A 25,516-nucleotide genomic window follows, 5' to 3' on the forward strand; every position below is an offset into this window, starting at 1 on the left:
TGCCGTGCCGTCGTCGTACGCGTGACGAGCGTGAGGTCTGGACGACCGGGCAACCGATGTACGTCGGCCATGATATCGGAGAACTATCCTGGCCCGATGAGCGACGCCGAGCACGCGAGCCCCACGACCCTGCCCCCGGCGGACCACACCGACGCGGTGGAGCTGCTCGGCCTCGTCGCGTACACCGAGCTCGCGAGCTTCGGGCGCCTCGCGGGCGACGCCGCGCACGCCCCCACGCTGCGCCAGCGCCAGGCCCTGTCCCGCCTCGCGGCCGCGATGCTCGACCGGCAGGAGCGCGTGCTCGTGCGCGTCGAGGAGCTGGGCGGTGACCCGGCGGACTGCATGACCCCGTTCGACGGCCTGTTCGACGACTTCGACGCGCGCACCAAGCCCAGCACGTGGTGGGAGGGCATCCTCAAGGGCTACGTGGGCCAGGGCGTCGCGGACGACTTCTGCCTCCTCGCGGCCCAGGGTCTCGACGAGCGCTCGCGCGACGTCGTCGTGGAGGCGCTCACGCACGACACCCCCTCGCAGCGCTACGCCCCGGTCATCGCCGAGGTCGCCGCCGAGGACCCGGTGCTCGCGTCGCGTCTCGCGCTGTGGGGGCGGCGTCTCGTCGGCGAGGCGCTCGGCGTCGTCGGCGACGTGCTGTCGCGGCGTCCCGCGCTCGCCCGGCTCGTGGCGGCGGGGGCCGAGCCGGTCGCCGCGGGCGGCGGCAGCGGGCCCGCGCCCGCGACGCAGTCCTGGGTGTTCGCGCGCCTCACGGCGGAGCACTCCCGGCGGATGGACCGCCTGGGCCTCGCGGCATGACGAAGCCGCCGCCGCGCCCGGGGGCGCGACGGCGGCACGTGACGGTCGGGTCCCGAGGCTCGGGTCCCGACGTTCAGACCTTCAGGCTCAGAGGGAGCCGAAACCGACCCGGCGCTGCTCCTCGGTGCCGATCTCGACGTAGCCGAGCGACGCCGTCGGGACGATCACGCGGCGACCGCGCGAGTCGGTGAGCTCGAGGGCGGGGGCGCCGCCGAGCGCGTCGGCGACCGCGGTGGCCACGGCCTCGGCGGTCAGGTCCGTGTCGACGACGATCTCACGGGCCAGGTTCTGCACACCGATCGTGACTTCCACTCAGCTCTCCTCACAGCGGCTGCGCCAGGCGCAGCGACGACGGGCCTCGGGCCGCCGGTGGGCGTCCCACCGGCGACAACGCGATCGATAGTAGTCAGATTCCCGTCGCCGACCCGTCGGGCGCGCTGAGGGAGCCCGACGGCGGCCGCCGCAGCATGCCGCGCACCCCGCGCCACACGAGGCGCGGCACGAGCCGGGTGACGTCGTCGGCCGTCGCGCCGCCGTCCGGCCGCACGACCTCCGTCGCGGCGGCCCGCCCGACGGCGGTGCACGTGCGGGCGACGACGAGCGCCTCGTCGGCGTCGAGGTCCGTGATGCGCACGAGGACGTCGGCGAACGCGCCGGCGATCGTCGTGTCGGGCGCGAGCACGCGCGCCCGGACGACCGGGTCCCGCATGACGTCGGACTCGAAGAGCAGCGCGGCCGAGCGGCCCGCCGCGCGCGCGTACGCGACGTAGGCCCGCACGATGCCCTCGATCACGGCGAGGCCGTCGACCGCCAGGGCGTCGGGGTCGCCCGCGGGCGTCCCGGGCGCCGGTTCGCGGAAGGGGTCCAGGGTCGCGTGCACGGCGCCCACGAGGCGGTCGCCCTGGTCGTCGACGATCGCGAGGTAGAGGTCGAGCTTCGACGGGAAGTGCCGGTACAGCACGGGCTTGCCGACCCCGGCGCGGTCGGCGATGTCGTCCATCGAGATGTGGTGGTAGCCGTGGGAGGCGAAGAGCTCCTCGGCGATCGTGAGGAGCTGGGCGCGACGCTCGTCGCGCGGCATCCGGGTGCGCACCCCGGGGGGAGCCGCGGCCGCGCCGCGCGTGCGTCCCTCGGTGGCTCCCATGGGGGGAGGATACGGAAACCGCGCTTCGTGTCGACCGTGCGTCACGAGGAGTGGGACGATGGGCGGGTGCCCGACAGACATACCCCCCCGAACCGCCTCTCGAGCGCCCGTGCGGGGCGTCGCACGACGGGTCTGCGGCACGGCGCCGCGGTGGCCGCGTGCCTCGTCGTCGGCCTGGGCGGCGGTGCGGCGACGGCGGAGGTCTGGGACCTGGGCGGGGCGGCGAGCACCGAGGCCGCTCCCGCCGCCGACGCACGGGTGGATCCACCGGTCCCCGAGCGCGACGAGACGGCGGCGGTGAGCCGGTCGTCCGTGGAGCGCGCGGGCGCCGTCGCGCAGGGCCCGGGCCTCCTCGGCCCGATCGCGCCGCGCCCGGACGCGATCACCGCGCCCGAGCCCGCGCCCGCCCCGACGACGCCGCCGGAGCCCGTCGTGGAACCGGCACCGGTCGAGGCGCCCGAGGCTCCGGTCGCGGAGCCCGGCTCCGGCCTGGTCGGGACGGTCGTCGTCGCGCCGGACCTCGGCGGCTCGCTCGTCGTCGTGCCGGGGGAGAGCCCGGCGCCCGGGAGCGGCACGGTCCGCTCCGTCCGGGTGGAGGTCGAGGCCGGGCTCCCCGTCGACGGCGAGGTGTTCGCCGCCGCGGTGCTCGCCACGCTCAACGACCCGCGCGGCTGGTCGGTCCCCGACGGCGTGACGTTCTCCCGGACGGCCGCCGACGACGCGTCCATCCGGGTCGTGCTCGCGAGCCCCGCCACGACCGACCGCCTGTGCGCCCCGCTCGCGACCGAGGGCCGCTACTCGTGCGGGAACTCGGTCACGGGTGCTGCCGTGCTGAACTTCGAGCGCTGGGTCCTCGGGGCGCCGGACTTCGGCGACGACCTCGCCACGTACCGGCAGTACCTCGTCAACCACGAGGTCGGGCACGTGCTCGGCCACGGCCACGAGGACTGCCCCGCGCCGGGCGCCGTGGCCCCGGTGATGGTCCAGCAGTCCATCTCGGCCCAGGGCTGCCTGACCAACGGCTGGCCCGTCCCGTAGTCCCGCGCGTCGCGCGCCCGCCCGGCGGTGTGGGTGGCGCGTGATGGGATCGGGTCCGTGCCCCGGACGACGACCGCCCCCCGCCTCGTCGCGCGGCCTCGCGAGCTCGAGGCCGACGCGGTGCTCGACGACTCCCAGCGCGCGGCGATCACCGCCGCGGCCGGGCCCGGGGCGACCCTCGTGGTGGGCGCGCCGGGCACGGGCAAGACCCTCGTCGCGCAGGAGGTCGTGCTCGCGGCCCTGCGCGACGGCGTCGCGCCCGAGCGCGTGCTCCTCCTCGCCGCGTCGCGCCGTGCCGCGGCCGCGCTCCGCGACCGCCTGTCGGACCGCGCGCGCCGCACCGTCGGCGCGCCCCTCGTGCGCACCGCCGCGTCCGCGGCCTTCGCCGTCCTGCGGGAGCGCGCGGCCGCGCTCGGCGAGCCCGTCCCGACGCTGATCTCCGGGCCGGAGCAGGACCTCGTGCTCGCCGAGCTCCTGGAGGGCCACCTCGACGGGGGGCTCGCGCACCTCGGCACCCCGCTCGCGCTGCCCGCGGGCCTGCCGGAGGAGGCGCTCGGCCTCCGCGGGCTGCGCCAGGAGCTCCGCGACCTCCTCATGCGCGCGGCGGAGCGCGGCCTGACCCCGGCCGACCTCGCCGCGCTCGGCGAGCGCTACGAGCGCCCGGAGTGGTCGCTCGGTGCCCAGCTCTACGCGGAGTACCTCGACGTCACCGCGCTGCGCGCCGGGACACCCGACTCCGGGTCGCGGTTCGACCCGGCGATCGTGGTCGACGAGGCGGCGGAGGCGCTGCTCGCGTGGGACGACGAGGTGCCCGACGCCGCCCGGCCGCGCTGGGACCTCGTCGTCGTCGACGACTACCAGGAGGCGACGGTCGCCACCGCGCGCCTCCTGCACGTGCTGCACGACGACGGCGCGCGCCTCGTGCTGCTCGGGGACCCCGACGCGGCGGTGCAGACGTTCCGCGGCGCGAGCCCGGGGCTCGTGGGCCGCGCGTCCGCCCCGGCCCGGCGGGACGGCGCGCGCCGGGGCGAGCTGGGCGCGCGCGTCGCCGTCCTGGGCACGGCGTGGCGCCAGAGCGCTGCGCTGCGCGAGGTGACGCGGCGCGTGACCGCGCAGGTCGGCACCGTCGCCGGGGCCGTGCACCGTGGTGCCGCACCGCGGGACGTCGGCGAGCAGGCGGGTGAGGAGGCCGACGACGGTCCCGGTGCCCCGCCCGTGCAGGTGGCGGTGCTCTCGGCCGTCGCGCAGGAGGCAGCGTTCGTCGCCCGGGAGCTGCGCGCGGAGCACCTGCTGCACGGCACCCCCTGGCACCGGATGGCCGTCGTCGCGCGCACGGGGACGCGGCTCGCGGCGCTGCGCCGCGAGCTCGTCGCCGCCTCGGTCCCCGTGACGCTGCTCGGCTCCGACGTCCCGCTGCGCGACGAGCCGGCGGTCGCGCCGCTCCTCGCGGCCGTCCGGGTGTGCGTCGCCGACGCGGAGGACCCCGAGGCCCTCGACCCGTTCACGGCGGCGGCGCTGCTCACGTCGCCCGTCGGGGCGCTCGACGTCGTCGCGCTGCGTCGCCTGCGCCGGGCGCTGCGGGCCGAGGAGCTCGAGGGCGGGGGCGGGCGCTCGTCCGACGCGCTGCTCGTCGAGCTGCTCCTCGACCCGGCGCGCGCCGCGACGCTGCCGCCCACGGTGCGCCGCGGGCCGGTCGCGGTCGCGCGCGCTCTCGCCGCGGGACGCGCGGCGGCCGCCGAGCCCGGCGCGACCGCGCAGACGGTGCTGTGGGCGGTGTGGGCCGCGACCGGTCTCGCGGAGCGGTGGCGGTCGGCGGCGCTCGACGGCGGTCCCGCCGGAGCGCGCGCGGACCGTGACCTCGACGCGGTGCTCGCGCTGTTCCGCGCCGCGGAGACGTTCGTCGACCGCATGCCGGGCGCGCCCGCCGGGGCGTTCGTCGAGTACCTCGCCTCGCAGGACCTGCCCGCCGACTCGCTCGCGGCGAGCGCGAGCGGGGCCGACGCCGTGGCGGCGCTCACCCCCGCCGGTGCTGCCGGGCGCGAGTGGGACGTCGTCGTGGTGGCGGGCGTCCAGGACGGCGTGTGGCCCGACCTCCGCCTGCGCGACTCGCTGCTCGGCTCGCAGGCGCTCGTCGAGCTCCTCGCGGGCCGCGCGCAGGACGCGCACGGGGTCGGCTCGCAGGCGCGCGCCCAGGTGCTCGCGGACGAGCTGCGGGCGTTCGTCGTCGCGACGTCGCGCGCGACGCGTCGCCTCGTCGTGACGGCCGTGCAGGACGCCGAGGAGGCGCCGTCGGTGTTCTGCGACCTCGTCGTGCCGCCGCCGGCACCCGAGGGTCCCGGGGGCACGGACGGTCCGGACGGCGCCGACGGTCCCGGCGGCCCCGGCGGGCGGGGTGGTCCGCAGGACGGGCCGGTCGAGCCCGCCGAGCGGCGGCACGTGCGCGTCGGTGCCCCGCTCGACCTGCGCGGGCTGGTCGCCGCGGCCCGTGGCGTCCTCGTCGAGACGGCGGCGCGCGAGGCAGGCGGGGCCGGGGACCCCGGGCCGGACGAGCGCGCGGTCGCGGCGGCGACGCTCCTGGCGGACCTCGGGGCGCTCGGCGTCGCGGAGGCCCGCCCGGAGACGTGGTACGGCGTCGCGGGGGTGTCGAGCACGGCACCGCTGCGCGGCGCGGAGGAGACGGTCACCGTGTCGCCGTCGAAGGTCGAGACGGTCTCGACGTGCCCGCTGCGCTGGTCGCTCGAGGCGGCCGGCGGGACGGCGCCCGACGCGACGCACCAGAGCCTCGGCACGCTCGTCCACTCCATCGCCGAGAGCCACCCGTCCGGGTCGCTCGCCGAGCTGCGCGCGGAGCTCGACCGCCGGTGGGCGGAGCTCGCGCTGCCCGACGGCTGGCCCGCGCGCCAGCTCCGTCGCCGCGCCGAGCGCATGGTCGAGAAGCTCGCGGCCTACGTCGCGCAGGCGGGCGAGCCGCTCCTCGTCGAGCCGTCGTTCGACGTCACCGTCGGCCGCGCCCGGCTGCGCGGCACGATCGACCGCGTCGAGGCGGCGGGGGACGGCAAGGTCCGCGTCGTCGACCTCAAGACCGGTCGGCGCACCGCGACGAAGGCGGAGGGCACGGAGCACCCCCAGCTCGGGGCCTACCAGCTCGCGGTCGAGGCGGGCGCGCTCGACGTGCCGGAGGGCACGCGCAGCGCGGGCGCGCAGCTCGTGTACGTCGGGAGCACCCACGTGGGCCCGGCCGTCGTGGCGCAGCCCGCGCTCGAGCCGGAGCCCGACGGGTCGAGCTGGGCGCGCGACCTCGTCGAGGAGGCCGCCGGCACCATGTCGGCGGCGACGTTCACCGCCCGCCAGAACGGGCTGTGCGAGATGTGCCCTGTGCGCCGGGCGTGCCCGGTGCAGCCCGAGGGCAGGAGGGTGGTGGCGTGAGCAGCGAGCTGTTCGAGCTCCCGGAGGCGGGCGCGAGCGCGCCGACGGTGCGTCTGGTCGCGGCCGACGGGCTCCCGGTCGAGAGCGGGGACGCGCGGGGCGACGAGCACCGGGCGGCGGAGCCGCCACGGCCGACGCTCTCCGCGACCCGGATCGCCGACCTCCTCGGACGTCCCCGCCCGACCCCGGAGCAGGTCGAGGTGATCGAGGCGCCGCTCGAGCCGACGCTCGTCGTCGCCGGGGCCGGCTCGGGCAAGACGGAGACGATGGCGGCGCGCGTCGTCTGGCTCATCGCGAACGAGCTCGTCCCCCCGGACGCGGTGCTGGGCCTCACGTTCACGCGCAAGGCCGCGGGTGAGCTCGCGGAGCGCGTCCAGGTGCGGCTCGCCCAGCTCGCGCGCGCCCGGGGCGGCGCGGCCTCGGCGCTCTCGCTGCTCGACCGGCCGACCGTCGCGACGTACAACGCGTACGCCGCGTCGCTCGTCGGCGACCACGGGCTGCGCGTCGGCGTCGAGCCGGGGGCCCGCCTGCTCGGCGAGGCGCAGCAGTGGCAGCTCGCGTCGGAGGTCGTGGAGTCCTGGGACGACGACCTGGGCACCGACCGCGCCCTGAGCACGGTCGTCGCGGCGGTGCTCGGGCTCTCCGGTGCGCTCGGCGAGCACCTCCTCGACCCCGCCGAGGCGCGGGACCGCCTGGCCGAGATCGTCGAGCAGCTCGACGCGCTCCCGCTCGGGCCGCGGCAGAAGGCCCGGACGAAGGAGGTCGAGAAGCTCGTCGGCGACGTCGCGGAACGGGTCCGGCTGCTCGACGTCGTCGCGGAGTACCGCCGCCGCAAGCGCGCGACCGACTCCCTCGACTTCGGCGACCAGGTGGCGCTCGCGGCGCGGCTCGCGCGCGAGGTGCCGGTCGTGGGGGAGACCGAGCGGGCCCGGTTCCGCGTCGTGCTCCTCGACGAGTATCAGGACACGTCGCACGCGCAGGTCGAGCTCCTCGCGGGGCTGTTCGGCGGCGGGCACCCCGTGACGGCCGTGGGCGACCCGCACCAGTCGATCTACGGGTGGCGCGGCGCGAGCGCGGGCGGCCTCGCGCGGTTCCCCGACCGCTTCCCGCGCGCGGGGGGCGACCGCTCGGCCGTGCGCTTCCTCTCGACGTCGTGGCGCAACGACGCCGCCGTCCTCGCGGCGGCGAACGTCACCGCCGGCCCGCTGCGCGGTGCCGTCGCGGGTGGGCGGGGCGACCGGGTCGAGGTGCCGCCGCTCGCGCTGCGCCCTGACGCGGGCCCGGGCGCGGTGGCTGCGCACGTGGCGGCGACCGCCGAGGAGGAGGCCGCGGCCGTCGCCGAGCGCGTCGCCGCGCGCTGGCGCCCGGCGAGCGCGCCCGGGGGACGCGTCACCGCGGCCGTGCTGTGCCGCAAGCGTAGCCAGTTCGCGGCGGTCGAGGTCGCGCTGCGGCGGCGCGGGCTGCCCGTGGAGGTCGTCGGCCTCGGCGGGCTGCTCACGACGCCCGAGGTCGTCGACGTCGTCGCTCTGCTCGAGGCCGTGCACGACCCCTCGCGCGGCGACGCGCTCGTGCGTCTCCTCACCGGCCCGCGGCTCAACCTCGGCGCCGCCGACCTGCACGCCCTCGGGAGCCGTGCGGCCGACCTCGCCCGGCTCGAGGGCGCGCTCGGCTCGCGCCGCCGCGCGCCCGCCGCGGAGGACGCCGACTCCGGGCTCGTGGTGGTCGAGGGGGACGTCGCCGACCACCGCTCGATCGTCGACGCGCTCGACGACCTGCCGGACCCGGGCGAGCCCGCCGCGGACGGGCGCACGCTCTCCGCCCAGGGTCACGCACGGCTCTCGGCGCTCTCGCGGACCCTGCGCGCGCTGCGCGGTCTCACGTACCTGTCGCTCCCGGAGCTCGTCGTCGAGGCGGAGCGGGCCCTCGGCCTCGACGTCGAGGCCGTGACGAACGAGGCGCTGCTCGCGTCGCGGCGGCTCGTCGACCCGGAGGCCGTGAGCGACCGGGCCCGCGAGCACCTCGACGCGTTCCGCGACGTCGCGGCGACGTTCACGCAGACGGCGGACGTCGTGACGCTCGGGGCGTTCCTCGCGTGGCTCGGGGTCGCCTCGACGCGGGAGAACGGCCTCGACCTGCCCGTGCGGGAACCTGACCCGGACGCGGTGCAGGTCATCACCGCGCACGCCGCGAAGGGCCTCGAGTGGGACGTCGTCGTCGTGCCCGGTCTCGTGGACGGCGTGTTCCCCACGACGGCCCAGTCGTCGTCGGGCGTGCGCGCGGACAGCGGCTGGCTCACCGACGTGAGCCAGCTCCCGTACCCGCTGCGCGGTGACGCCGCCGACCTGCCCGAGTTCCGCTTCGACCTCGCGGCGGACACGAAGGAGCTCGTGGCGCGGCGCGACGAGTTCCGCGCGGCGAGCGGCGAGCACCAGCTCGCCGAGGAGCGTCGGCTCGCCTACGTGGCCTTCACGCGGGCGCGCCGCGAGCTGTACCTCACGGCGTCCTGGTGGCAGACGGGGTCGCGCCCGCGCGCGCTGTCGCCGTTCCTCGTCGAGCTCGTGGAGGCGGGGGTCGTGACGGCCGACGGGTGGTCGGCCCCGCCCGGTCCCGACGACTCCAACCCGCTCGAGGACGTCGAGGTGACCGGGACGTGGCCCGCACCCGACGACGCTCCCGGCGGGTCGGCGCGGTCCGTCCTGCGGGACACCGCGGCGGCCGTCGGACGCGCGGCGGTCGAGCGTGCGGCGGTCGAGCGGGCCGCGGCGGAACGCGCCGCGTCGGTCGGGGCAGAGGTGCCCGACGCCGCGCGAGGTCGGGGGATCGCCGACGACACGGGCGGCCCCGCCGGGCTCACGGCGCCCTCGGGCGTCCTGGTCGACGCCGAGGGGCGTGACCTCGTCGCGCTCGCGCGCGTGCTGCTCGCGGAGCGCGCGGAGCGCTCGGGCCGGGAGGTCGAGCTGCCGGCGCACGTCTCGGCGTCGAGCCTCGTGCGGCTCGCGGCGGACCGCGACGAGTACGCGCTGCACCTGCGCCGCCCGGTCCCGGTGGAGCCCACGGTCCACGCGCGCCGGGGCACCCGGTTCCACCTGTGGGCCGAGCGCTACTTCACGACGTCGTCCTTGCTCGACGTCGAGGACCTCCCCGGGGCGGACGACGACGACCTCGACCCCGACGCCGACCTCGAGACGCTCCAGCGGACGTTCCTGGCCTCGGAGTGGGCGACGCGCACGCCCGTCGCGGTCGAGGTCGACGTCGAGACGCCCGTCGGGTCGACGGTCCTGCGGTCGCGCATCGACGCCGTGTTCCCCGAGCTCCCCGAGCACGCGGGCGGGGCGCGCGACGCCGTCGTGGTCGTCGACTGGAAGACGGGGCGCGCGCCGTCGGACCCGGAGGCGCGCAGCGTGCGCGAGGTGCAGCTCGCCGTCTACCGGCTCGCGTGGTCGCGCTGGACGGGGGTGCCGCTCGAGAAGGTGAACGCCGCGTTCTACTACGTCGCGCCCGACGAGACCGTGCGTCCGCGCCGCCTGCTGGGCGAGGCCGAGATCGAGGCGCTGCTGGTCGCCGACTGAGCCGGCGGGACGTCAGTCGTCGGCGTCCTGCGTCGCCTCGTCGAGGTCGGCGAGCATGTCGAGCGCGTCGGCGACCACGTCGTCGAGGCCGTTGCGCACGCCGTGCAGCAGCCAGCGCGCGAGCGCGAGCTCGCCGACGAGGAGCGCGCGGTCCAGCAGGTGCTTGTCCGTGAGCTCGGTGCGGCGCAGCTGGTACGCCTCCATGATCGAGTCGACGACCTCGGGCGGCGCCGAGACCAGCAGCCACGCGAGGTCGTCCGCGGGGTCCGCGACGCGCGCGCCCGCCCAGTCGGTCACGGCGACGACGCGCCCGCGGGCGACGAGCACCTGCTCCGGGCCGAGGTCGCCGTGCACGACGACCGGCTGGAACCGCCACAGCGAGACGTCCTCGAGCGCGGTCTCCCAGCGGCGCAGGAGCGTCGGCGGCACCTTGCCCGTGGCCGCGGCCTCGTCGAGCTCCGCCATGCGGCGCGCGCGGTACTCCTCGACCTCGTAGCCCGGCAGGCCGGCGTCGTCGACGATCGTGCGCGGCAGCTCGTGGACCGACGCGAGCACGCGGCCCAGGTCGGCCGCGAGGCCCGGTCCGGGCCGCAGGCCGTCGACGTCGAGCGGCTCGCCCTCGAGCGCCGGGTGCACGACGGCGCGCCCGCCCTCCGGGAGGAGCGCGGTGCCGCTCACGCGCGGCACGGCGAACGACAGCACCCCCGACTCGGCGTAGTGCTGCAGCGAGCCCAGCAGCTCCGCCTCGGCCTCGAGCGCGGCGCCGGCCTGGAGGCTGCGGGGTGCGCGCACGGTCCAGCGGGTGCCGTCGGCGTCGGTGACGACGGCGGTGTCGTAGTCGCCCGGGTCCTCGACGGGCCGTGCGCTGCGGGCGTCCAGGCCGGGCACGGCGGCGGTCGCGAGCGCGGCGAGGGTCAACGGAGAACGAGGCACGCGACCACGGTAGTCGGTCCCCGCACGCGCCCGGTCGACCCACGCCGTCCCCGGCGCCGCACCCTCGCGAGGCGGCGCCCCCCGCAAGGCGGGTGGCCCGGTCCCCGGTGGCCTACGGTCGGGGGGTGAGCACCCCTGCCGCCCGGCCGTCGTCGGGCACGAGCGACCCTGCCGTGACCCCGGACCGACCCGGCAGCGCACCGGTCGGCGCCCGGACCGGCACCCCGACCGGCACGCCGGCGGGTGTGGCCCCCGGCCTGGGCGTGCTGCCGCGCACGCCGCTGGACCACCTCCCGCTGCCGCTCGACGGCGCGTTCGTCGACCGCGCGGAGCACCGGCGCGCGGAGCGGGACCTCGTGCGCACGCTGCGGTCGCAGCCGACGACGCGCGTCCTGCTCGTCCACCGCGGCCGGCTCGCGCTCGGCGGCCCCGGCGTGGCCGACGGCGTCGCCCTCCTGGACCCGGCCGAGCTCGGCGACGTGGACCCGGCGACCGACGAGGACCCCGCGCGCTGGCTCTTCCTCGGCGAGGACGACGGCACGGCGTACCTCGCGCTCGTGCTCCCCGAGGACGCGGACGCCGAGGAGGTCGACATCGAGGGCGTCGACGCGTCGGAGCCGTTCGCGGTCCTCGCGCGCGACCACGCGTGGTCCGGGCTGCGCGACCTCGTCGGCGCGGTCCCCGCCTCGGTCGCCGGTCTGGCGACGGAGGCGGTGGCGCTCGCGGCGTGGCACGCGAACCACCCGCGCTGCCCGCGCTGCGGCGGCCGGACGACCGTCGAGAAGGGCGGGTGGACGCGCCGCTGCGTGGCCCAGGGCGTCGAGCTGTACCCGCGCACGGACCCGGCCGTGATCATGACCGTCGTGCACGGCGAGGGGTCCGACGAGCGACTGCTGCTCGGGCACGCGGCCCACTGGCCGGAGCGGCGGTTCTCGACCCTCGCGGGCTACGTCGAGCCCGGGGAGTCGCTCGAGAACGCGGTGCGGCGGGAGGTGGCGGAGGAGGCGGGCGTCGTCGTCGGCGACGTGGCCTACCGGGGGAGCCAGCCGTGGCCGTTCCCCGCGTCGCTCATGCTCGGCTTCTCGGCCCGCGCCCTGACGACGGAGCTGCACGTGGACGGCGTCGAGCTCACCGACGCGCGCTGGTTCACGCGGGCGGAGCTCGCCGAGGCCGTCCGGTCGCGCGAGGTGCTGCTGCCGGGCCGGTCGTCGATCGCGCGGGCGCTCCTCGAGGACTGGTTCGGCGCGAGCCTCGCCGACGGCTGAGCGCGGCTGAGCGCGGCTGAGCGCGGCTGAAGGCGGCTGAAGGCGGCTGAGCGCGGCTGAGCGCGGCTCAGGGCTGCGGGGGGCGGCGCGACGCGCCGTCGTCGGGCCGTCCGTGCCGGGCCCCCCTGCGGCCGCGTCAGGCGGCGAGGCGCTTCTTGACCTCCGCGAGGGACGGGTTCGTCGCGGCGGAGCCGTCCGGGAAGACGACGGTCGGCACGGTGCGGTTGCCGTCGTTGACGGACTCCACGAACTCCGCGGTGCCGGGCGTCTCCTCGATGTTGACCTCGGTGTAGCCGATGCCCTCGGAGTCGAGCTGCGTCTTGAGGCGGCGGCAGTACCCGCACCACGTCGTCGAGTACATGACGACCGAGCCGGCGTCGGGAAGGGTCGGGGCGGTGCTCATCGAGGGCTCTCCTGCTGCGGTTCCGGGCGGCGCGTGCCGCGGGCGGTCGGGTCGTGACGGTAACACCGGGGGAGCGCGCGCTGTTCCCGGCCCGCGTGTCAGCCGGGCCTGCGAGAATCGCGGGTGATGTCCACGCCACCGGTCTCACGCCCGCTCGCCCACCGCTCCGCCGACGAGATCCTCGACGCCCTCGACCCCGACCAGCGCGACGTCGCGGTCGCGCTGCGCGGGCCCGTGTGCGTGCTCGCCGGTGCGGGCACGGGCAAGACGCGCGCGATCACGCACCGCATCGCGTACGGGGTCCGCACGGGCGTGTACGTGCCGACGAGCGTGCTCGCCGTGACCTTCACGGCGCGCGCGGCGGGGGAGATGCGCACGCGCCTGCGCGAGCTCGGTGCGACGGGAGTCCAGGCGCGTACGTTCCACGGGGCCGCGCTGCGCCAGCTCGGCTACTTCTGGCCCAAGGTCGTCGGCGGGGCGCCGCCGCGCATCCTCGAGCACAAGGCGCCCGTCGTCGCGGAGTCGGCGCGGCGGCTGGGCGTCGGGGTGGACCGCGTCGCGGTGCGGGACCTGTCGTCGGAGATCGAGTGGGCGAAGGTCTCGCTCGTCACCGCCGACGACTACGTCCGGGCGTGCGAGGCGATCGACCGCGAGCCCCCCGCCGGGTACGACCACCAGACCGTCGCGCGCCTCCTCACGGCCTACGAGGACGTGAAGACCGAGCGGTCGGTCATCGACTTCGAGGACGTGCTCCTCATGCTCGGCGACATGCTCGCGACGCAGGGCGCCGTGGCCGACGAGGTGCGGCGCCAGTACCGCCACTTCGTCGTCGACGAGTACCAGGACGTCTCGCCCCTGCAGCAGTTCGTCCTCGACCAGTGGCTCGGGGGGCGCGACGAGCTGTGCGTCGTCGGCGACCCGTCGCAGACGATCTACTCGTTCACCGGCGCGACGCCGCACCACCTCCTCACCTTCTCGCGCACCCACCCGAAGGCGCAGGTGATCCGCCTCGTGCGCGACTACCGCTCGACGCCGCAGGTGGTGAACCTCGCGAACCAGCTCCTCGCGCGCGCGGGTCGTGCGGGCGGCGCGCACCAGGCGCTCGAGCTCGTCGCCCAGCGGCCGGCGGGGCCGCCCGTCGCCTTCACCGCGTACGACGACGACGAGGCGGAGGCGAGCGGGATCGCGCAGCGCATCGGGCGGCTCCTCGCGGCGGGCACGCGCGCGAGCGAGATCGCGGTGCTCTACCGGACCAACGCGCAGTCGGAGGCGTTCGAGTCGGCGCTCGCGGACGCGGGCATCGGCTACCTCGTGCGGGGCGGGGAGCGCTTCTTCCAGCGCAAGGAGGTGCGCGACGCGATCGTCCTCCTGCGCGGGGCGGCCCGCTCCGCCGACCCGGACGTCCCCATGCCGGAGACGGTGCGCGACGTCCTGGCCGCCGCGGGCTGGGCCCCCGCGCCGCCGGCCGCGCGCGGCGCGGCACGGGAGCGCTGGGAGTCCACGCAGGCTCTCGTCGCGCTGGCCGACGACGTCGCCGGGCTCGCCGCGGCGTCCGACGCCCCGGCCCCGACCGTCGCGACCTTCGTCGCCGAGCTCGACGAGCGCGCCGCAGCCCAGCACGCCCCGACGGTCGAGGGTGTGACCCTGGCGTCGCTGCACGCGGCCAAGGGCCTGGAGTGGGACGCCGTCTTCCTCGCGGGGATGAGCGAGGGGCTCATGCCGATCTCCCTCGCGGAGACGGACGAGGCGGTCGCGGAGGAGCGCCGGCTGCTCTACGTCGGCATCACGCGGGCGCGCGAGCACCTCGAGCTCTCGTTCGCTCGCTCGCGCAACCCCGGCGGCCGGGCGACGCGCCGGCGCACGCGGTTCCTCGACGGGCTCTGGCCCGACGAGCCGGGCGCGCGCGGGACGCGGCGTGCGCGCGCGGGGCAGGCCAAGGTCCGGCTCACGGGGGAGTACGACCAGGCGCTGTTCGAGGAGCTGCGCGAGTGGCGTCGCCAGGTCGCGCAGGAGACGGACAAGCCGGCGTTCACCGTGCTCGTGGACTCGGCGCTCGCGGCCGTCGCCGAGACGCGGCCGACGAGCCAGGCCGACCTCGCACGCATCAACGGTCTGGGGCCCGCGAAGATCGAGCGGTACGGGGCCACGATCCTCGAGATCGTGCGCCGCGCGGAGGGCTGAGGAGCCCCCGTCCGTGCCCCCCGACGAGGGCCGGGTGAACTCGTCGAAGAATTTCTCGTAAATAAGTTGTGCCTCCTGTGAGAGGCGGCATATGGTCGACGAGTCCTGTTGGGAAGGGGCGCGCCGAGAGGCGGGCGCCTGATGGAGAGAGGGGGTGGGAGAGCTGATGAACAACCAGATCGCCATGGCGAACCTGCTGGATCACGCGTCCGCGTACACGGGCACGCCAGGAGAGCTCCGTCCGCGTGCCATCGCGCACCGCGGCGGCACCTTCATCGCCCGCCCCGCTCCCGACTCCGCCACCAGGACGAACCCGGTCTGACCGACCGGAACCTTCCAGGCCGCGGAGTCCCTCTAGGACCCGCGGCCTTCGTGTTCTCCGAGCACGTCCGCCGATGAGGATCACCGGCCCCACCCGTCTCCACGAGACGGGGCCGCTGTCCTCAGGGTCCTGTGACGACGACGTTCACACCCACGACAGGACATCACTGGAGGACATCGTGCGGCTCACCGCGCTGCTCGACAACATCACCGCTCAGGGGGGATCCGGCCCCTGGGTCCCTCACCAACCACTGGCCACGCCGCTCGGCGAGAACGACTCCGCGGAGTTCGACCGCCTTCTCGCGGGCCTGCTGCCCTGCCGCACCAACGACCCGGAGCTCTGGTTCGCCGAGCGCACCGCCGAGGTCGAGGAGGCCAAGGCCCTGTGCCGCACCTGCCCGCTCGTCGAGGGCTGCCTCGCCGGTGCGGTCGAGCGCCGCGAGCCCTGGGGCGTCTGGGGTGGCGAGGTCTTCGTGGACGGCGTCGTGGTCGCGCGCAAGCGCGGCCGCGGCCGTCCGAGCAAGGCCGAGGTGCTCGCCCGCGAGGCCGAGCGCCAGGCCCAGGAGGCCGCACGGACCGAGGCGTCAGTCGGCGCCTCGACGGCGGCCTGACATGGGCAGCGGCGCCCCGTCCGGGGGCGTGCGCGCCAGCTCGCCGCACCCGCAGCGCGGGTGGCGGCTCGACCCGCGCAGCCGCGGCACGGCATCGGGAGCAGGAATCTCGATGCCGGCCGTGGCTGCGCGGGGCACCAGCCCGTCCAGGGCTGCCAGCACCTGACCGAGCGCGACGGCCGCGGCCGACGCCGCGAGCAGCGTCTCCTCGCCCCGGTGCGCGGACGCCTCGCGCAGCTGTCGCGCGACCTGCGGCCAGCAGGGGTCCACGTCCGCGCGGTGCAGGTCCGCGCACGTCAGGCACGGGTCGAGCCCCGGCCGGACGAACGGCCCGACCACGACGTCGGCCTCGCGCACCACGACCGACAGGTGCGCGACCCCCGCACCCACCAACCTCCGGACCCGGACCGGGTCCGCGGCTCCGTGCTCGATCACGACGACGACGTCGGGCGCGGGCGCCCGTGCCTCCTCCGGCGTGACCGGGGTCGAGGCCGTCACGACGCCCGGGGCGACCTCCTCGACGATCCGCCGCACCGCACCCTCGCGCGGCGACCCGACGTCCCGCAGCCGGTAGGCCCCGCCCCCGACGTCCGTGGTGAGCACCGTGCCCGGGTCGTCGAGCACGAGCGCGCCCACCCCCGCCGTCGCGAGGTGGAGGGCGAGCGCGGCACCCACCCGCCCGAGCCCGACGACGGCGACCGTCGCCCGGGCACGCGCCGCGAGCACGCGGTGCCCCGCGCCGTCGGGCAGCAACGCCGACAGCACGGCGAGGTCCGCCGCACCGTGCCCCGGGGCGGGCGACGTCGGCCGGCGCCGGCGCGCCGTGACGAGGAGGTGCGCCTCGTCGAGCAGGCGGACGAGCGCGGCGCGGCGCGTGCGCTGCGCCGGGGAGCCCGGGACGTCGGGTGCGTCGCCGCGCCGCGCGGGCCCGGCGAGCGCGCGCAGCCAGCGCTCCTCGTCCGCGTCGAGCCCGGTGAGCCGCACCGACCACCGCGGGTCGGTGCCGACCTGGACCTCGCCGGGGCCGCGCCGCAGGAGCGGCGCCTCGGGTCGCAGCACGCGTCGTCGCTGCACGGCTCCTCCGTCCGTCGTCGTGCGGCGTCCGGCCGGACGCCCGACGTCAGCCTGGCACGGGCCCGAGAGCCGCCGACGGTTGTCCACAGGCTCCGCCCCGATGGTCCGGCGGGGAGGAACTCTTTGCCGTCGCCACAGGTCTCCACGTCGTCCGCTCGACCGAACTCCGCGGGAGAGCGCGCCACTCCGTGCGCGCCCCTGCCATTTCGTGGCGAGAACCACTACGGTCTGAGGCGTGGTCCGGGAGACGATCGTGGAGGTTCGGCGCAGCCGCCGACGCAAGAGCACGGTGAGCGCCTACCGCGACGGCGAGCGCACGATCGTCGCGATCCCGGCGCGGTTCACGCGCGCGCAGGAGCGCGAGTGGGTCCAGCGCATGCTCGACCGCCTCGCCGACTCCGAGCGTCGGCGGCGGCCGTCGGACGCGGAGCTGGAGCGCCGCGCCCTCGAGCTGTCCGACAAGTACCTGGACGGCCGCGCGCGGCCCACGAGCGTGCGGTGGGCCGGGAACCAGGACCGCCGGTGGGGCTCGTGCACGCTCATCGACGGCACGATCCGCATCTCGACGCGCGTCCGGGGGATGCCGTCCTGGGTGCTCGACTACGTGCTCCTGCACGAGCTCGCGCACCTGCTCCACGCCGGTCACGGCCCGGGGTTCTGGAAGCTGCTCGACGCCTACCCGCGCACGGAGCGGGCGCGGGGGTTCCTGGAGGGCGTGTCGTTCTCGCGGGACGCGGACCTCGAGCCGGACGACGCGGACGTCGAGCCGGGGGACGGCGCCGCGGGAACCACGGCACCGCCCGCGGAGACGGCGAACTGACCCGGAGGGGACCAGGTCAGCGCGGCGCGCCGCCCTGGCCGGCCGCGTCGTCCGTCCCGCCGTCCTCCGTCGGTCCGTCTGCGGCCGGGCCGTCCGTCGGCGTGTCGGCAGCCGGGGCGCCGCCCTCGTCGGAGCCCTCGCGCGACGGTCCGGCGTTCGGCGAACCCTCCGCGGCACGGAAGATCTCCTCGAGCGCGCGGTCGACGTCCGCCTCCTCCGCGCGGGTCGCGGCGCGCCGCCCCTCGTAGCCGGACGGGTCGTCGAGGTCGGTCCCGTCGGGCAGCAGGTCGGGGTGGTCCCACACGGCGTCGCGCGCGCCGGCGCCGGACTGCGCCGCGATGAGCGCCCACAGGGCGGCCGCGTCGCGCGAGCGCCGGGGGCGCAGCTCGAGGCCGACGAGCGTCGCGAACGTGTGCTCCGCGGGCCCGCCCGCCGCACGACGACGGCGCAGCATCTCCCGCAGCGGGACGGCGTGGGGCAGGTGGGGGAGCGCGGCGACGGCGGTCACCTCGTCGACCCAGCCCTCGACGAGCGCGAGCGTCGTCTCGAGGCGCGCCAGGGTCGCCTGCTGCTCGGGCGTGTTCTGCAGGCCGAAGACGCCGCCCGACAGCGCGCGCTGGAGCGCGTCGGTGTCCGCGAGGTCGACGTCGGCGAGCTGGGACTCGAGCGCCGAGAGGTCGATGGTGATGCCGCGCGCGTACGCGTCGACGAGCCCGCGCAGGTGCCCGCGCAGCCACGAGACGTGCGTGAACAGGCGCGCGTGGGCGGCCTCGCGCAGGGCGAGGAAGAGGCGGACCTCCTCCGCGGGGGCGTCGAGGCCCTCGGCGAACGCCGCGACGTTCGTGGGCAGGAGGACCGTCGCGGGCCGGTCGAGCAGCGGCAGCCCGACGTCGGTCGCGCCGAAGACCTCGCGCGAGAGCGTCCCGGCCGCCTGGCCCACCTGCATGCCGAACACCGCGGAGCCGAGGCGTCGCATGAGCGCGGCCGGGTCGCCCGCGGGCAGACCGAGCGCGTCTGCGGGCAGGCCGGGCAGCGTGAACCCCACGCCCGGCAGGGCGGAGGTGTCGTCCCCCATGCCCTCGGGGAGCTGGTCGCGCAGGACCGTGGCGAGCGCGTCCGCGACGGACGCGGCGACCGGGGCGACGAGCTCGTTCCACGCGGGGAGCGTGTGCTCGACCCACTCGGACCGGCTCCACGCCTGGCTCTTCCCGCCCGACGGCGGCAGGTCGGTGACGGCGTCGAGCCAGAGCTCGGCGACGGACAGCGACTCCGTGACCGCGCGCTGCTGCGCCGGCGAGATCGACGGGTCGCCCTCGGCGACGGCGACCTGGCGCGCCACGTCGTGCGAGACGTCCGTGTTCACCGGGCCGTCGCTCGGCGTCGAGAGCATGCGCTGGACCTGCGCGAGGACGTGCTGGAAGAGCTGCGGGTCGGCCGCGCCACCCGCGGCGAGCGCCTGCGGGTCGAGCCCGCGGGCGCGCAGCTCGCGCAGCGCCTCGTCGGCGTCGGGCCCGAGCATCGAGCGGAGCAGCTCCTCGAACCGCGGGTCGAAGGGCGTGTCGTCGTCCGGTCCGGGCGTGCGGTCGGGGGGAAGGCTGCTCATGGCGACTCCTCACGGTAGCGTCGGTGATCACCGTAACCACGATCGAGCGCCGAGAACGGGGGCTGGGCCATGTCCGAGGGCCGGGTTCGCTCACGGCGCAGCGAGGCGCTCCCCACGACGGGCGAGCCCCCGGCCGGTCCGGGGGAGGACCCCACCGCGAGCGCGGCGACCACCCCGGCGGACGACGTCGTCGACCGCGACCCGGTGGTGGTCGTCGGCGTCGGGCAGGTGGCGGACGCGGTGCGCGCGGGCCTGGGCGCGGCCGAGGCGTCGCCCGTGGACGCGCTCGTCTGGCCCGTCGGGGCGCGACGTCTCGTCGTGGTGGCGCCCGCGGGCGAGTTCGGGACGCCGCGCGCCCGGACGGACGCGGAGCAGCGCGCCCGCCTCGCGCTCCTGGGCCGTCGCGCGGGGGAGGCGGCGGTCGCGGCAGGGATCGAGCACGTCGTCGCCGTGTCGTCCGCCGCGGTGCACGGCGCGTCGCCCGAGCGGGGCGTCATCGACGACGACGACCCCGTGGCCCCCGACGACGGGCCCGGCTTCGCGGGCGACCTCGTGGCGTTCGAGGACGCGCTGCGGGAGGCGCTCGGCGGGGTGCCGCTCGCGCTCGTCCGGCCGGCGGTCGTCGTCGGGCCGGGCGTGGACACCGTGCTCACGCGGCACTTCGAGGCCCCGCGCCTGCTCACGGTGCGCGGTGGCGGCCGCACGTGGCAGCTCGTGCACGTCGACGACGTGGTGGGGGCGGTGCGCGTCGCGCTGGACCAGGGCCTCGTCGGCGGTCTGACGGCCGGACCGGTGCGCGACGGCGAGCCCGACGCGCTCGACTCGGAGACCGTGGCCGCGGCGGCGGGGATGCGCACGGTGCAGCTCCCGCCCGCGACGGCGTTCGGGACGGCCGAGCGGCTGCACCGGGTCGGTGCGCTGCCGTCACCGGCGAACGACCTCGCGTTCGTCGTGCACCCGTGGTCGGTCTCGGCGCGGCGCCTGCACGACGCCGGGTGGCGGCCGGAGTGGTCGGGCGCCGCGGCGCTCGAGGTGCTCCTCGCCGAGGTGCGCGGCCGCACGGGCGTCGGCGGTCGCCGGTTCGGTGGTCGGGACGCCGCGGCGCTCGGCGCGGCGGGGGCGGCCGTCGCGGTCCTGGGCACGGCCGCCGTCTGGCGGCAGGCCCGCTCGCGCCGCCCGTAGGGGCGACTCCCGGGTGGCGTCCACGTCGTCGGCAGGGAGATCCCAGCAAACTCGGGGATGATGTCCCGGTGAGCGACGCCCCCTCCTTCGACGCCCTCCTCGCCGAGGACGAGCACGACCCGCCGCCCGTGACCCGGCGGTCGCTGACGTTCGGCATCTCCCTGCTCGCGACGACCCTGCTCGTCGCGGGCCTCGCGATCCTGCCCGCGCCGTACGCGGTGCGGTCGCCGGGCCCGACGGAGGACACGCTCGGCCAGCAGGACGGCACGCCCCTCATCTCGATCACCGGCGCCGAGACCTACGACTCGACGGGCGAGCTGCTCCTGACGACCGTGTCCGTCGCCGGCGGCCCGGGCTACCCGGTGAACCTCGGCCAGGTGGTGCAGGGGTGGTTCGACCGGTCGCGCAGCGTGCGCCCGGTCGAGGAGGTCTTCCCGACGGGCCGCACCAAGGAGGAGACCGAGCAGCAGGGCCAGGCGGAGATGATCAGCTCGCAGGAGAACGCGACGGTCGCCGCGCTCACCGAGCTGGGGTACGACGTGCCCGCGACGCTCACGGTCGAGGGCACGGTGCCGGACAGCGGGTCCGACGGCGTCGTCGAGCCGGGCGACGTCATCGTGGCGCTCGACGGCACACCCGTGCGGACGTACCAGGACCTGATCGACGGCCTCGCCGCGGTCGACCCGGGCGACGACGTGACGCTGCGCGTGCAGCGCGACGGCGCGGAGACGGACCTCACGGTCGCGACGACGGACGGCGGCGACACCGCGCTGCTCGGCGTGTTCATCGACCCGGCGTTCGACTTCCCGGTGGACGTCGAGATCCAGATCGAGGACATCGGCGGCCCGAGCGCGGGCACCATGTTCGCGCTCGGGATCGTCGACCAGCTCACGCCCGAGGACGAGGCGAACGGCGTCGTCATCGCGGGCACGGGCACCATGAGCGTCGAGGGCGCCGTGGGTCCGATCGGCGGCATCCAGCAGAAGCTCTACGGCGCGCTGCGCGACGGCGCGACGTGGTTCCTCGCCCCGCAGGCCAACTGCCCCGAGGTCGTGGGGAACGTGCCCGACGGCCTGCACGTGGCGGCGGTCTCGACGCTCGCCGACGCGCGCGCGGCGATGGAGGCGATCGGCGCGGGCGAGGGCGACTCCCTGCCCACGTGCGAGGCGCGCGGCTGACGCCGCCCGCGCGCGTCAGTCCTCGAGCGTCGCGCGCAGCGCCTCGACCAGCCCGGGCACGAGGTCGGGGCCGCCCGCGACGTCGGTCGCCGAGTCGTGGGCGCGCGACCGGACGGCGCACCACGTGGGCCCGTCACGCAGCACGCCGACGGCGAGGCGCACGTCCTGCCGGTCGGGGTGGTTCGTGAGGTAGTCGAGCGCGGCGTCCGGGTCGTCGGGGACGCCCTCCTCGGCGGCCGGCGGCAGCACGATCCGCTCGACGACGAGCGCGGCACCGTCGACGGTCTCCGGCCACGCGACGCGGGCGAGCCCGTCCTCGAGGTCGCCGTCCACGGCGAAGCCCTCCTGCTCGATCGACAGCAGGTGGTGCGGGTCGGCCTCGGCCGCGGCGACGACGTCGGGCGGGAGCCGGTCGGCGAGCGTCGGGTCGGCGCCGAGGGCTCCCGCCGTCCCGACGAGCGCGAAGAGTCGCGGCGGGACGTCCCAGCCCGCGTCGGCCGCGTGCGTCTCGATCTCGTGGACCGCGAGCGCGAGCGCGTGCTGGGGGGTGGGACCGCCGGGCGCGACCGGGTCGGGACCGGCGTCGGGTCCGGGCACGGGGGTGGTGGCGTCGGGACCGGGGGCGGCGTCGTCAGGCTGGGGCATGACCCCATCGTCCCTCATCGTCGCCGCCCCGCGCCGCCCCGCGCCGCCGCGGGCCGGGTGCCCGGCCGTCCCCCACGGGGCGCCGGACCGTGGGAACCTTGGGGGAGGACCGGGCGTTGACCCCGGTGCACGCCCGAGCCACGACCGAAGAGGTATACCCACCGTGTCATTCGCCGCAGCGCCCCGCCGGCCGTCCTCCGGGGGGCGGCCCGCCCGGCGCCGGAGCCCGATCGGGATCGCGATCGCCGTCGTCGGCGCCCTCGTCGTCCTCCTGCTCCTGCTCGCCCAGTTCTGGACCGAGGTGCTGTGGTTCCAGCAGCTCGACTTCGCGAACGTCCTGTGGACCCAGTGGGGCGCCCGCATCGCCCTGTTCGTCGCGGGCTTCCTCGTCATGGGCGGGCTCGTCTTCCTGTCGTTCTCGCTCGCGTACCGGTCGCGGCCCATCTACGCGCCGTCCACCCCGGAGCAGGCGACCCTCGACCAGTACCGCGAGGCGATCGAGCCGCTGCGCAAGGTCGTCATGATCGTGGCCCCGGCGCTCGTCGGCTTCTTCGCCGGCGCGGCGGCGTCCTCGCAGTGGCAGACGGTCCTCCTGGCGCTGAACTCGGTCCCGTTCGGCACGACGGACCCGCAGTGGGGCATCGACCTGTCCTTCTACGTGTTCACGCTGCCCGCCCTCCGGTTCGTCGTGAGCTTCCTCATGGCGGTCGTCATCATCGCGGGCATCGCCGCGGTCGCGACGCACTACCTCTACGGCGGCCTGCGGATCGGTGGCGGCTCCGACGCGGGCCCCCGCACGACGACCGCCGCGCGCGTCCAGCTCTCGGTGATCGCCGCGCTGCTGCTCGTCCTCATCGGCGCGAACTACTGGCTCGACCGGTACTCGATCCTCACCTCGGGCGGCGCGAAGTTCGACGGCGCGTCGTACGCGGACGTGCACGCCGTGATCCCGTCCAAGGCGATCCTCACGGTCGTCGCGCTCTTCGTCGCGGCCCTGTTCGTCGTGACCGCGGTGCGCGGCAACTGGCGCCTGCCCGCCATCGGCGTGGGCCTCATGGTGGTCTCGGCCATCGCGATCGGCGGGATCTACCCGGCCGTCGTCCAGCGCTTCCAGGTCACGCCGAACGCGCAGGACTTCGAGGAGGAGTACATCCAGCGCAACATCGACGCGACGAAGGCCGCCTACGGCATCGACGACGTCGAGACCGAGCAGTACAACGCCAAGACGGAGGCCGAGGCCGGCGCGCTGCGCGAGGACGCGGACACGACGGCGTCGATCCGCCTCCTGGACCCGGAGATCGTCAGCCCGTCGTTCAGCCAGCTCCAGCAGAACAAGCAGTACTACCAGTTCTCGAGCTCGCTGTCGGTGGACCGCTACAAGATCGACGACGAGAGCCGCGACACGGTCATCGCCGTGCGCGAGCTCAACCAGGACGGCCTCGGTGCCGACCAGCGCAACTGGGTCAACGACCACACGGTCTACACGCACGGCTTCGGCGTCGTGGCGGCGTACGGCAACCAGATCGGCCCCGACGGCCGGCCGGCGTTCTACGAGGGCTCGATCCCGTCGACGGGCGCCTTCACGGACGCGGGCGGCTACGAGCCGCGCATCTACTTCTCGCCCGAGGCGCCCGAGTACTCGATCGTCGGCGCGCCCGAGGGTCGTGAGCCGTGGGAGCTCGACTACCCGGTGGACGACGCGGGCGGCCAGGTCAACAACACGTTCCCCACGGACGAGATCGAGGCCGGGCCGAGCGTCGGGTCGTTCGTCAACAAGGTGCTCTACGCGCTGAAGTTCGGGTCCGAGCAGATCCTGTTCTCCGACCGGGTCACGGACGAGTCGCAGATCCTCTACGACCGCAGCCCGCGCGACCGCGTCGCGAAGGTCGCGCCGTACCTCACGCTCGACGGGCGCGTGTACCCCGCGGTCGTCGACGGCCGCGTGAAGTGGATCGTGGACGGCTACACGACGTCGAACGCCTACCCGTACTCCACGTCGGAGTCGCTCGAGGACTCGACGCGCGACTCGCTCGTCGCGGCCAACTCGGTCGAGGCGCTCGCCCCGCAGCAGGTGAACTACATCCGCAACTCGGTCAAGGCGACCGTCGACGCGTACGACGGCTCGGTCGACCTGTACGCGTGGGACACGGAGGACCCGGTCCTCCAGGCGTGGTCGAACGTCTTCCCGAGCTCCGTGCAGCCGCTGTCCGAGATCTCGGGCGACCTCATGAGCCACCTGCGCTACCCCGAGGACCTGTTCAAGGTGCAGCGCACGCTCCTCGCGAGCTACCACGTGGACGACGCGAACGAGTTCTTCTCGGGCCAGGACTTCTGGCGCAGCCCGGAGGACCCGACGGCGAGCGGCAACGTCAAGCCGCTCCAGCCGCCGTACTACCTCACGCTGCAGATGCCGAGCCAGGAGGCGCCGACCTTCTCGCTCATGTCGACGTACATCCCGGGCGGTGGCTCGGACCGCAACATCCTCACCGGCTTCCTCGCGGTGGACGCGGAACCGGGCAGCGAGGCGGGCGTGCGGTCGGAGGACTACGGCACGCTGCGGCTCCTCGAGCTGCCGCGCAACGCGACGGTGCCCGGTCCGGGGCAGGTGCAGAACAACTTCAACACCGACCCGACGGCGGCCGACGGCCTGCTGGCGCTGCGCCGCGGTGACTCGACGGTCATCAACGGCAACCTGCTGACGCTGCCGGTCGGTGGTGGCCTGCTCTACGTCCAGCCGGTGTACGTCCAGTCGACCGAGGGCACGCGGTTCCCGCTGCTGCGCAAGGTGCTCGTCTCCTTCGGCGACGAGATCGGCTTCGCCGACACGCTCGACGAGGCGCTGGACCAGGTGTTCGGCGGCGACTCGGGCGCGAACGCCGGCGACGCGGACGGCGGCGTCGAGACCGAGGTCCCGGACCAGCCGGCCGACGGCGAGTCGCCGGACGCGGGCACGACCGACCCGGGCACGACGGACCCCGGCACCGAGCCCCCGGCCACCGAGGAGCCGGCCCCGCCGGCCGACGGCGGCACGGTCGACGGCGGCGCGCGCGCCGAGCTCGACCAGGCGCTGCGCCAGGCGCAGCAGGCCATCGAGGACGGCCAGGCGGCGCTCGCCGAGGGCGACTTCGCGGCCTACGGCGAGGCGCAGGACCGCCTCCAGCAGGCGCTCGAGTCGGCCCTCGCGGCCGAGCAGGCGCTCGACACGGAGTCGTCGGCGGGCTGACGCACCCGTCGCGCGAGCGACGCACCGCCACGGACGGGCGGGGACACCAGCGGGTGTCCCCGCCCGTCCGTCGTCTGCGGCTGCCGGGAC

General features: G+C 76.4%; 19 protein-coding genes. 12 read left to right on the forward strand and 7 right to left on the reverse strand.

Translation table 11 applies throughout. From position 1 onward, the window contains the following. Positions 1 to 96 precede the first annotated feature (96 nt). Positions 97 to 810 carry a ferritin-like fold-containing protein gene (locus tag AC3WT4_RS15595; protein WP_051028611.1) on the forward strand — a complete coding sequence of 238 codons (714 nt, stop codon included), beginning with the start codon at positions 97 to 99 and terminating at the stop codon, positions 808 to 810. An 87-nt stretch (positions 811 to 897) separates the two neighbouring features. On the opposite strand, the gene AC3WT4_RS15600 is transcribed toward AC3WT4_RS15595, so the two are convergent. Beyond that, positions 898 to 1,122 carry a DUF3107 domain-containing protein gene (locus tag AC3WT4_RS15600; RefSeq protein ID WP_034654117.1) on the reverse strand — a complete coding sequence of 75 codons (225 nt, stop codon included), beginning with the start codon at positions 1,120 to 1,122 and terminating at the stop codon, positions 898 to 900. A 94-nt stretch (positions 1,123 to 1,216) separates the two neighbouring features. Further along, complete coding sequence (locus tag AC3WT4_RS15605) at positions 1,217 to 1,954, reverse strand: TetR/AcrR family transcriptional regulator (RefSeq protein WP_492315864.1); 738 nt, start codon at positions 1,952 to 1,954, stop codon at positions 1,217 to 1,219. Positions 1,955 to 2,020: 66 nt separating this feature from the next. On the opposite strand from AC3WT4_RS15605, the gene AC3WT4_RS15610 reads away from it, so the two are divergent. From AC3WT4_RS15610 to AC3WT4_RS15620, 3 genes are read left to right on the forward strand one after another with little or no spacing between them, the layout of a single operon-like run. Further along, positions 2,021 to 2,992 (forward strand): DUF3152 domain-containing protein, encoded by a 972-nt coding sequence (locus AC3WT4_RS15610; RefSeq protein ID WP_492315865.1) that lies wholly within the window; start codon positions 2,021 to 2,023, stop codon positions 2,990 to 2,992. A 57-nt stretch (positions 2,993 to 3,049) separates the two neighbouring features. After that, positions 3,050 to 6,418 (forward strand): ATP-dependent helicase, encoded by a 3,369-nt coding sequence (locus AC3WT4_RS15615; protein ID WP_492315866.1) that lies wholly within the window; start codon positions 3,050 to 3,052, stop codon positions 6,416 to 6,418. Further along, entirely contained in the window at positions 6,415 to 9,987 is a 3,573-nt protein-coding gene (locus AC3WT4_RS15620; RefSeq protein WP_492315867.1) for an ATP-dependent helicase, read from the forward strand. Before AC3WT4_RS15615 ends, AC3WT4_RS15620 begins: the two co-directional genes overlap by 4 nt. Positions 9,988 to 9,999: 12 nt before the next feature. On the opposite strand, the gene AC3WT4_RS15625 is transcribed toward AC3WT4_RS15620, so the two are convergent. Continuing rightward, positions 10,000 to 10,920: a phosphotransferase gene (locus tag AC3WT4_RS15625; protein ID WP_108047431.1), complete on the reverse strand. Its 921-nt coding sequence runs from the start codon at positions 10,918 to 10,920 to the stop codon at positions 10,000 to 10,002. A 125-nt stretch (positions 10,921 to 11,045) separates the two neighbouring features. Between AC3WT4_RS15625 and nudC the strand changes: the two genes are divergently transcribed. Next, a complete protein-coding gene (gene nudC, locus AC3WT4_RS15630; RefSeq protein WP_492315868.1) occupies positions 11,046 to 12,185 on the forward strand; it encodes an NAD(+) diphosphatase in 1,140 nt (379 codons plus the stop codon). Positions 12,186 to 12,321: 136 nt separating this feature from the next. On the opposite strand, the gene AC3WT4_RS15635 is transcribed toward nudC, so the two are convergent. Then, positions 12,322 to 12,588, reverse strand: a complete 267-nt coding sequence (locus tag AC3WT4_RS15635; RefSeq protein ID WP_074809076.1) for a mycoredoxin — start codon at positions 12,586 to 12,588, stop codon at positions 12,322 to 12,324. A gap of 126 nt (positions 12,589 to 12,714) precedes the next feature. On the opposite strand from AC3WT4_RS15635, the gene AC3WT4_RS15640 reads away from it, so the two are divergent. From AC3WT4_RS15640 to AC3WT4_RS15650, 3 genes are all read left to right on the forward strand, one after another. Further along, a complete protein-coding gene (locus AC3WT4_RS15640) occupies positions 12,715 to 14,769 on the forward strand; it encodes an ATP-dependent helicase (RefSeq protein WP_492315869.1) in 2,055 nt (684 codons plus the stop codon). Between the two features lie 166 nt (positions 14,770 to 14,935). Continuing rightward, positions 14,936 to 15,091: a hypothetical protein gene (locus AC3WT4_RS15645; RefSeq protein ID WP_167405678.1), complete on the forward strand. Its 156-nt coding sequence runs from the start codon at positions 14,936 to 14,938 to the stop codon at positions 15,089 to 15,091. Between the two features lie 178 nt (positions 15,092 to 15,269). Next, on the forward strand, positions 15,270 to 15,701 hold the full coding sequence (locus tag AC3WT4_RS15650) for a WhiB family transcriptional regulator (RefSeq protein WP_081600232.1): 432 nt from the start codon (positions 15,270 to 15,272) through the stop codon (positions 15,699 to 15,701). On the opposite strand, the gene AC3WT4_RS15655 is transcribed toward AC3WT4_RS15650, so the two are convergent. Continuing rightward, a complete protein-coding gene (locus AC3WT4_RS15655) occupies positions 15,675 to 16,775 on the reverse strand; it encodes a ThiF family adenylyltransferase (RefSeq protein ID WP_492315870.1) in 1,101 nt (366 codons plus the stop codon). The genes AC3WT4_RS15650 and AC3WT4_RS15655 overlap by 27 nt on opposite strands. A gap of 235 nt (positions 16,776 to 17,010) precedes the next feature. Here AC3WT4_RS15655 and AC3WT4_RS15660 point away from each other — a divergent pair, with 235 nt between their 5' ends. Then, entirely contained in the window at positions 17,011 to 17,595 is a 585-nt protein-coding gene (locus AC3WT4_RS15660; protein WP_400110368.1) for a YgjP-like metallopeptidase domain-containing protein, read from the forward strand. 16 nt (positions 17,596 to 17,611) lie between these two features. Here AC3WT4_RS15660 and AC3WT4_RS15665 read toward each other — a convergent pair whose 3' ends face one another. Continuing rightward, positions 17,612 to 19,198 carry a zinc-dependent metalloprotease gene (locus AC3WT4_RS15665; protein ID WP_492315871.1) on the reverse strand — a complete coding sequence of 529 codons (1,587 nt, stop codon included), beginning with the start codon at positions 19,196 to 19,198 and terminating at the stop codon, positions 17,612 to 17,614. Between the two features lie 69 nt (positions 19,199 to 19,267). Between AC3WT4_RS15665 and AC3WT4_RS15670 the strand changes: the two genes are divergently transcribed. Both AC3WT4_RS15670 and AC3WT4_RS15675 read left to right on the forward strand, forming a co-directional pair. Next, complete coding sequence (locus AC3WT4_RS15670) at positions 19,268 to 20,380, forward strand: NAD-dependent epimerase/dehydratase family protein (protein WP_492315872.1); 1,113 nt, start codon at positions 19,268 to 19,270, stop codon at positions 20,378 to 20,380. A 68-nt stretch (positions 20,381 to 20,448) separates the two neighbouring features. Next, the gene (locus AC3WT4_RS15675) at positions 20,449 to 21,558 is read left to right on the forward strand and encodes a YlbL family protein (protein WP_492315873.1); all 1,110 of its coding nucleotides are present in this window, start codon (positions 20,449 to 20,451) and stop codon (positions 21,556 to 21,558) included. 15 nt (positions 21,559 to 21,573) lie between these two features. Here AC3WT4_RS15675 and AC3WT4_RS15680 read toward each other — a convergent pair whose 3' ends face one another. Then, positions 21,574 to 22,203: a PPA1309 family protein gene (locus AC3WT4_RS15680; RefSeq protein WP_228087919.1), complete on the reverse strand. Its 630-nt coding sequence runs from the start codon at positions 22,201 to 22,203 to the stop codon at positions 21,574 to 21,576. A 163-nt stretch (positions 22,204 to 22,366) separates the two neighbouring features. Between AC3WT4_RS15680 and AC3WT4_RS15685 the strand changes: the two genes are divergently transcribed. Then, positions 22,367 to 25,426, forward strand: coding sequence for a UPF0182 family membrane protein (locus AC3WT4_RS15685; protein ID WP_257418479.1), 3,060 nt, complete (start codon positions 22,367 to 22,369; stop codon positions 25,424 to 25,426). Positions 25,427 to 25,516: the final 90 nt, after the last annotated feature.

This window comes from Cellulosimicrobium sp. EB106-03-01-XG111, from assembly GCF_058792115.1.

Bases quoted from the DNA above. Each gene is read 5' to 3' on its own strand.
- AC3WT4_RS15680 (WP_228087919.1), bottom strand. From the start codon at position 22,203: ATGCCCCAGCCTGACGACGCCGCCCCCGGTCCCGACGCCACCACCCCC.
- AC3WT4_RS15605 (WP_492315864.1), bottom strand. From the start codon at position 1,954: ATGGGAGCCACCGAGGGACGCACGCGCGGCGCGGCCGCGGCTCCCCCC.
- AC3WT4_RS15665 (WP_492315871.1), bottom strand. From the start codon at position 19,198: ATGAGCAGCCTTCCCCCCGACCGCACGCCCGGACCGGACGACGACACG.
- AC3WT4_RS15595 (WP_051028611.1), top strand. From the start codon at position 97: ATGAGCGACGCCGAGCACGCGAGCCCCACGACCCTGCCCCCGGCGGAC.
- AC3WT4_RS15645 (WP_167405678.1), top strand. From the start codon at position 14,936: ATGAACAACCAGATCGCCATGGCGAACCTGCTGGATCACGCGTCCGCG.
- AC3WT4_RS15635 (WP_074809076.1), bottom strand. From the start codon at position 12,588: ATGAGCACCGCCCCGACCCTTCCCGACGCCGGCTCGGTCGTCATGTAC.
- AC3WT4_RS15670 (WP_492315872.1), top strand. From the start codon at position 19,268: ATGTCCGAGGGCCGGGTTCGCTCACGGCGCAGCGAGGCGCTCCCCACG.
- AC3WT4_RS15640 (WP_492315869.1), top strand. From the start codon at position 12,715: ATGTCCACGCCACCGGTCTCACGCCCGCTCGCCCACCGCTCCGCCGAC.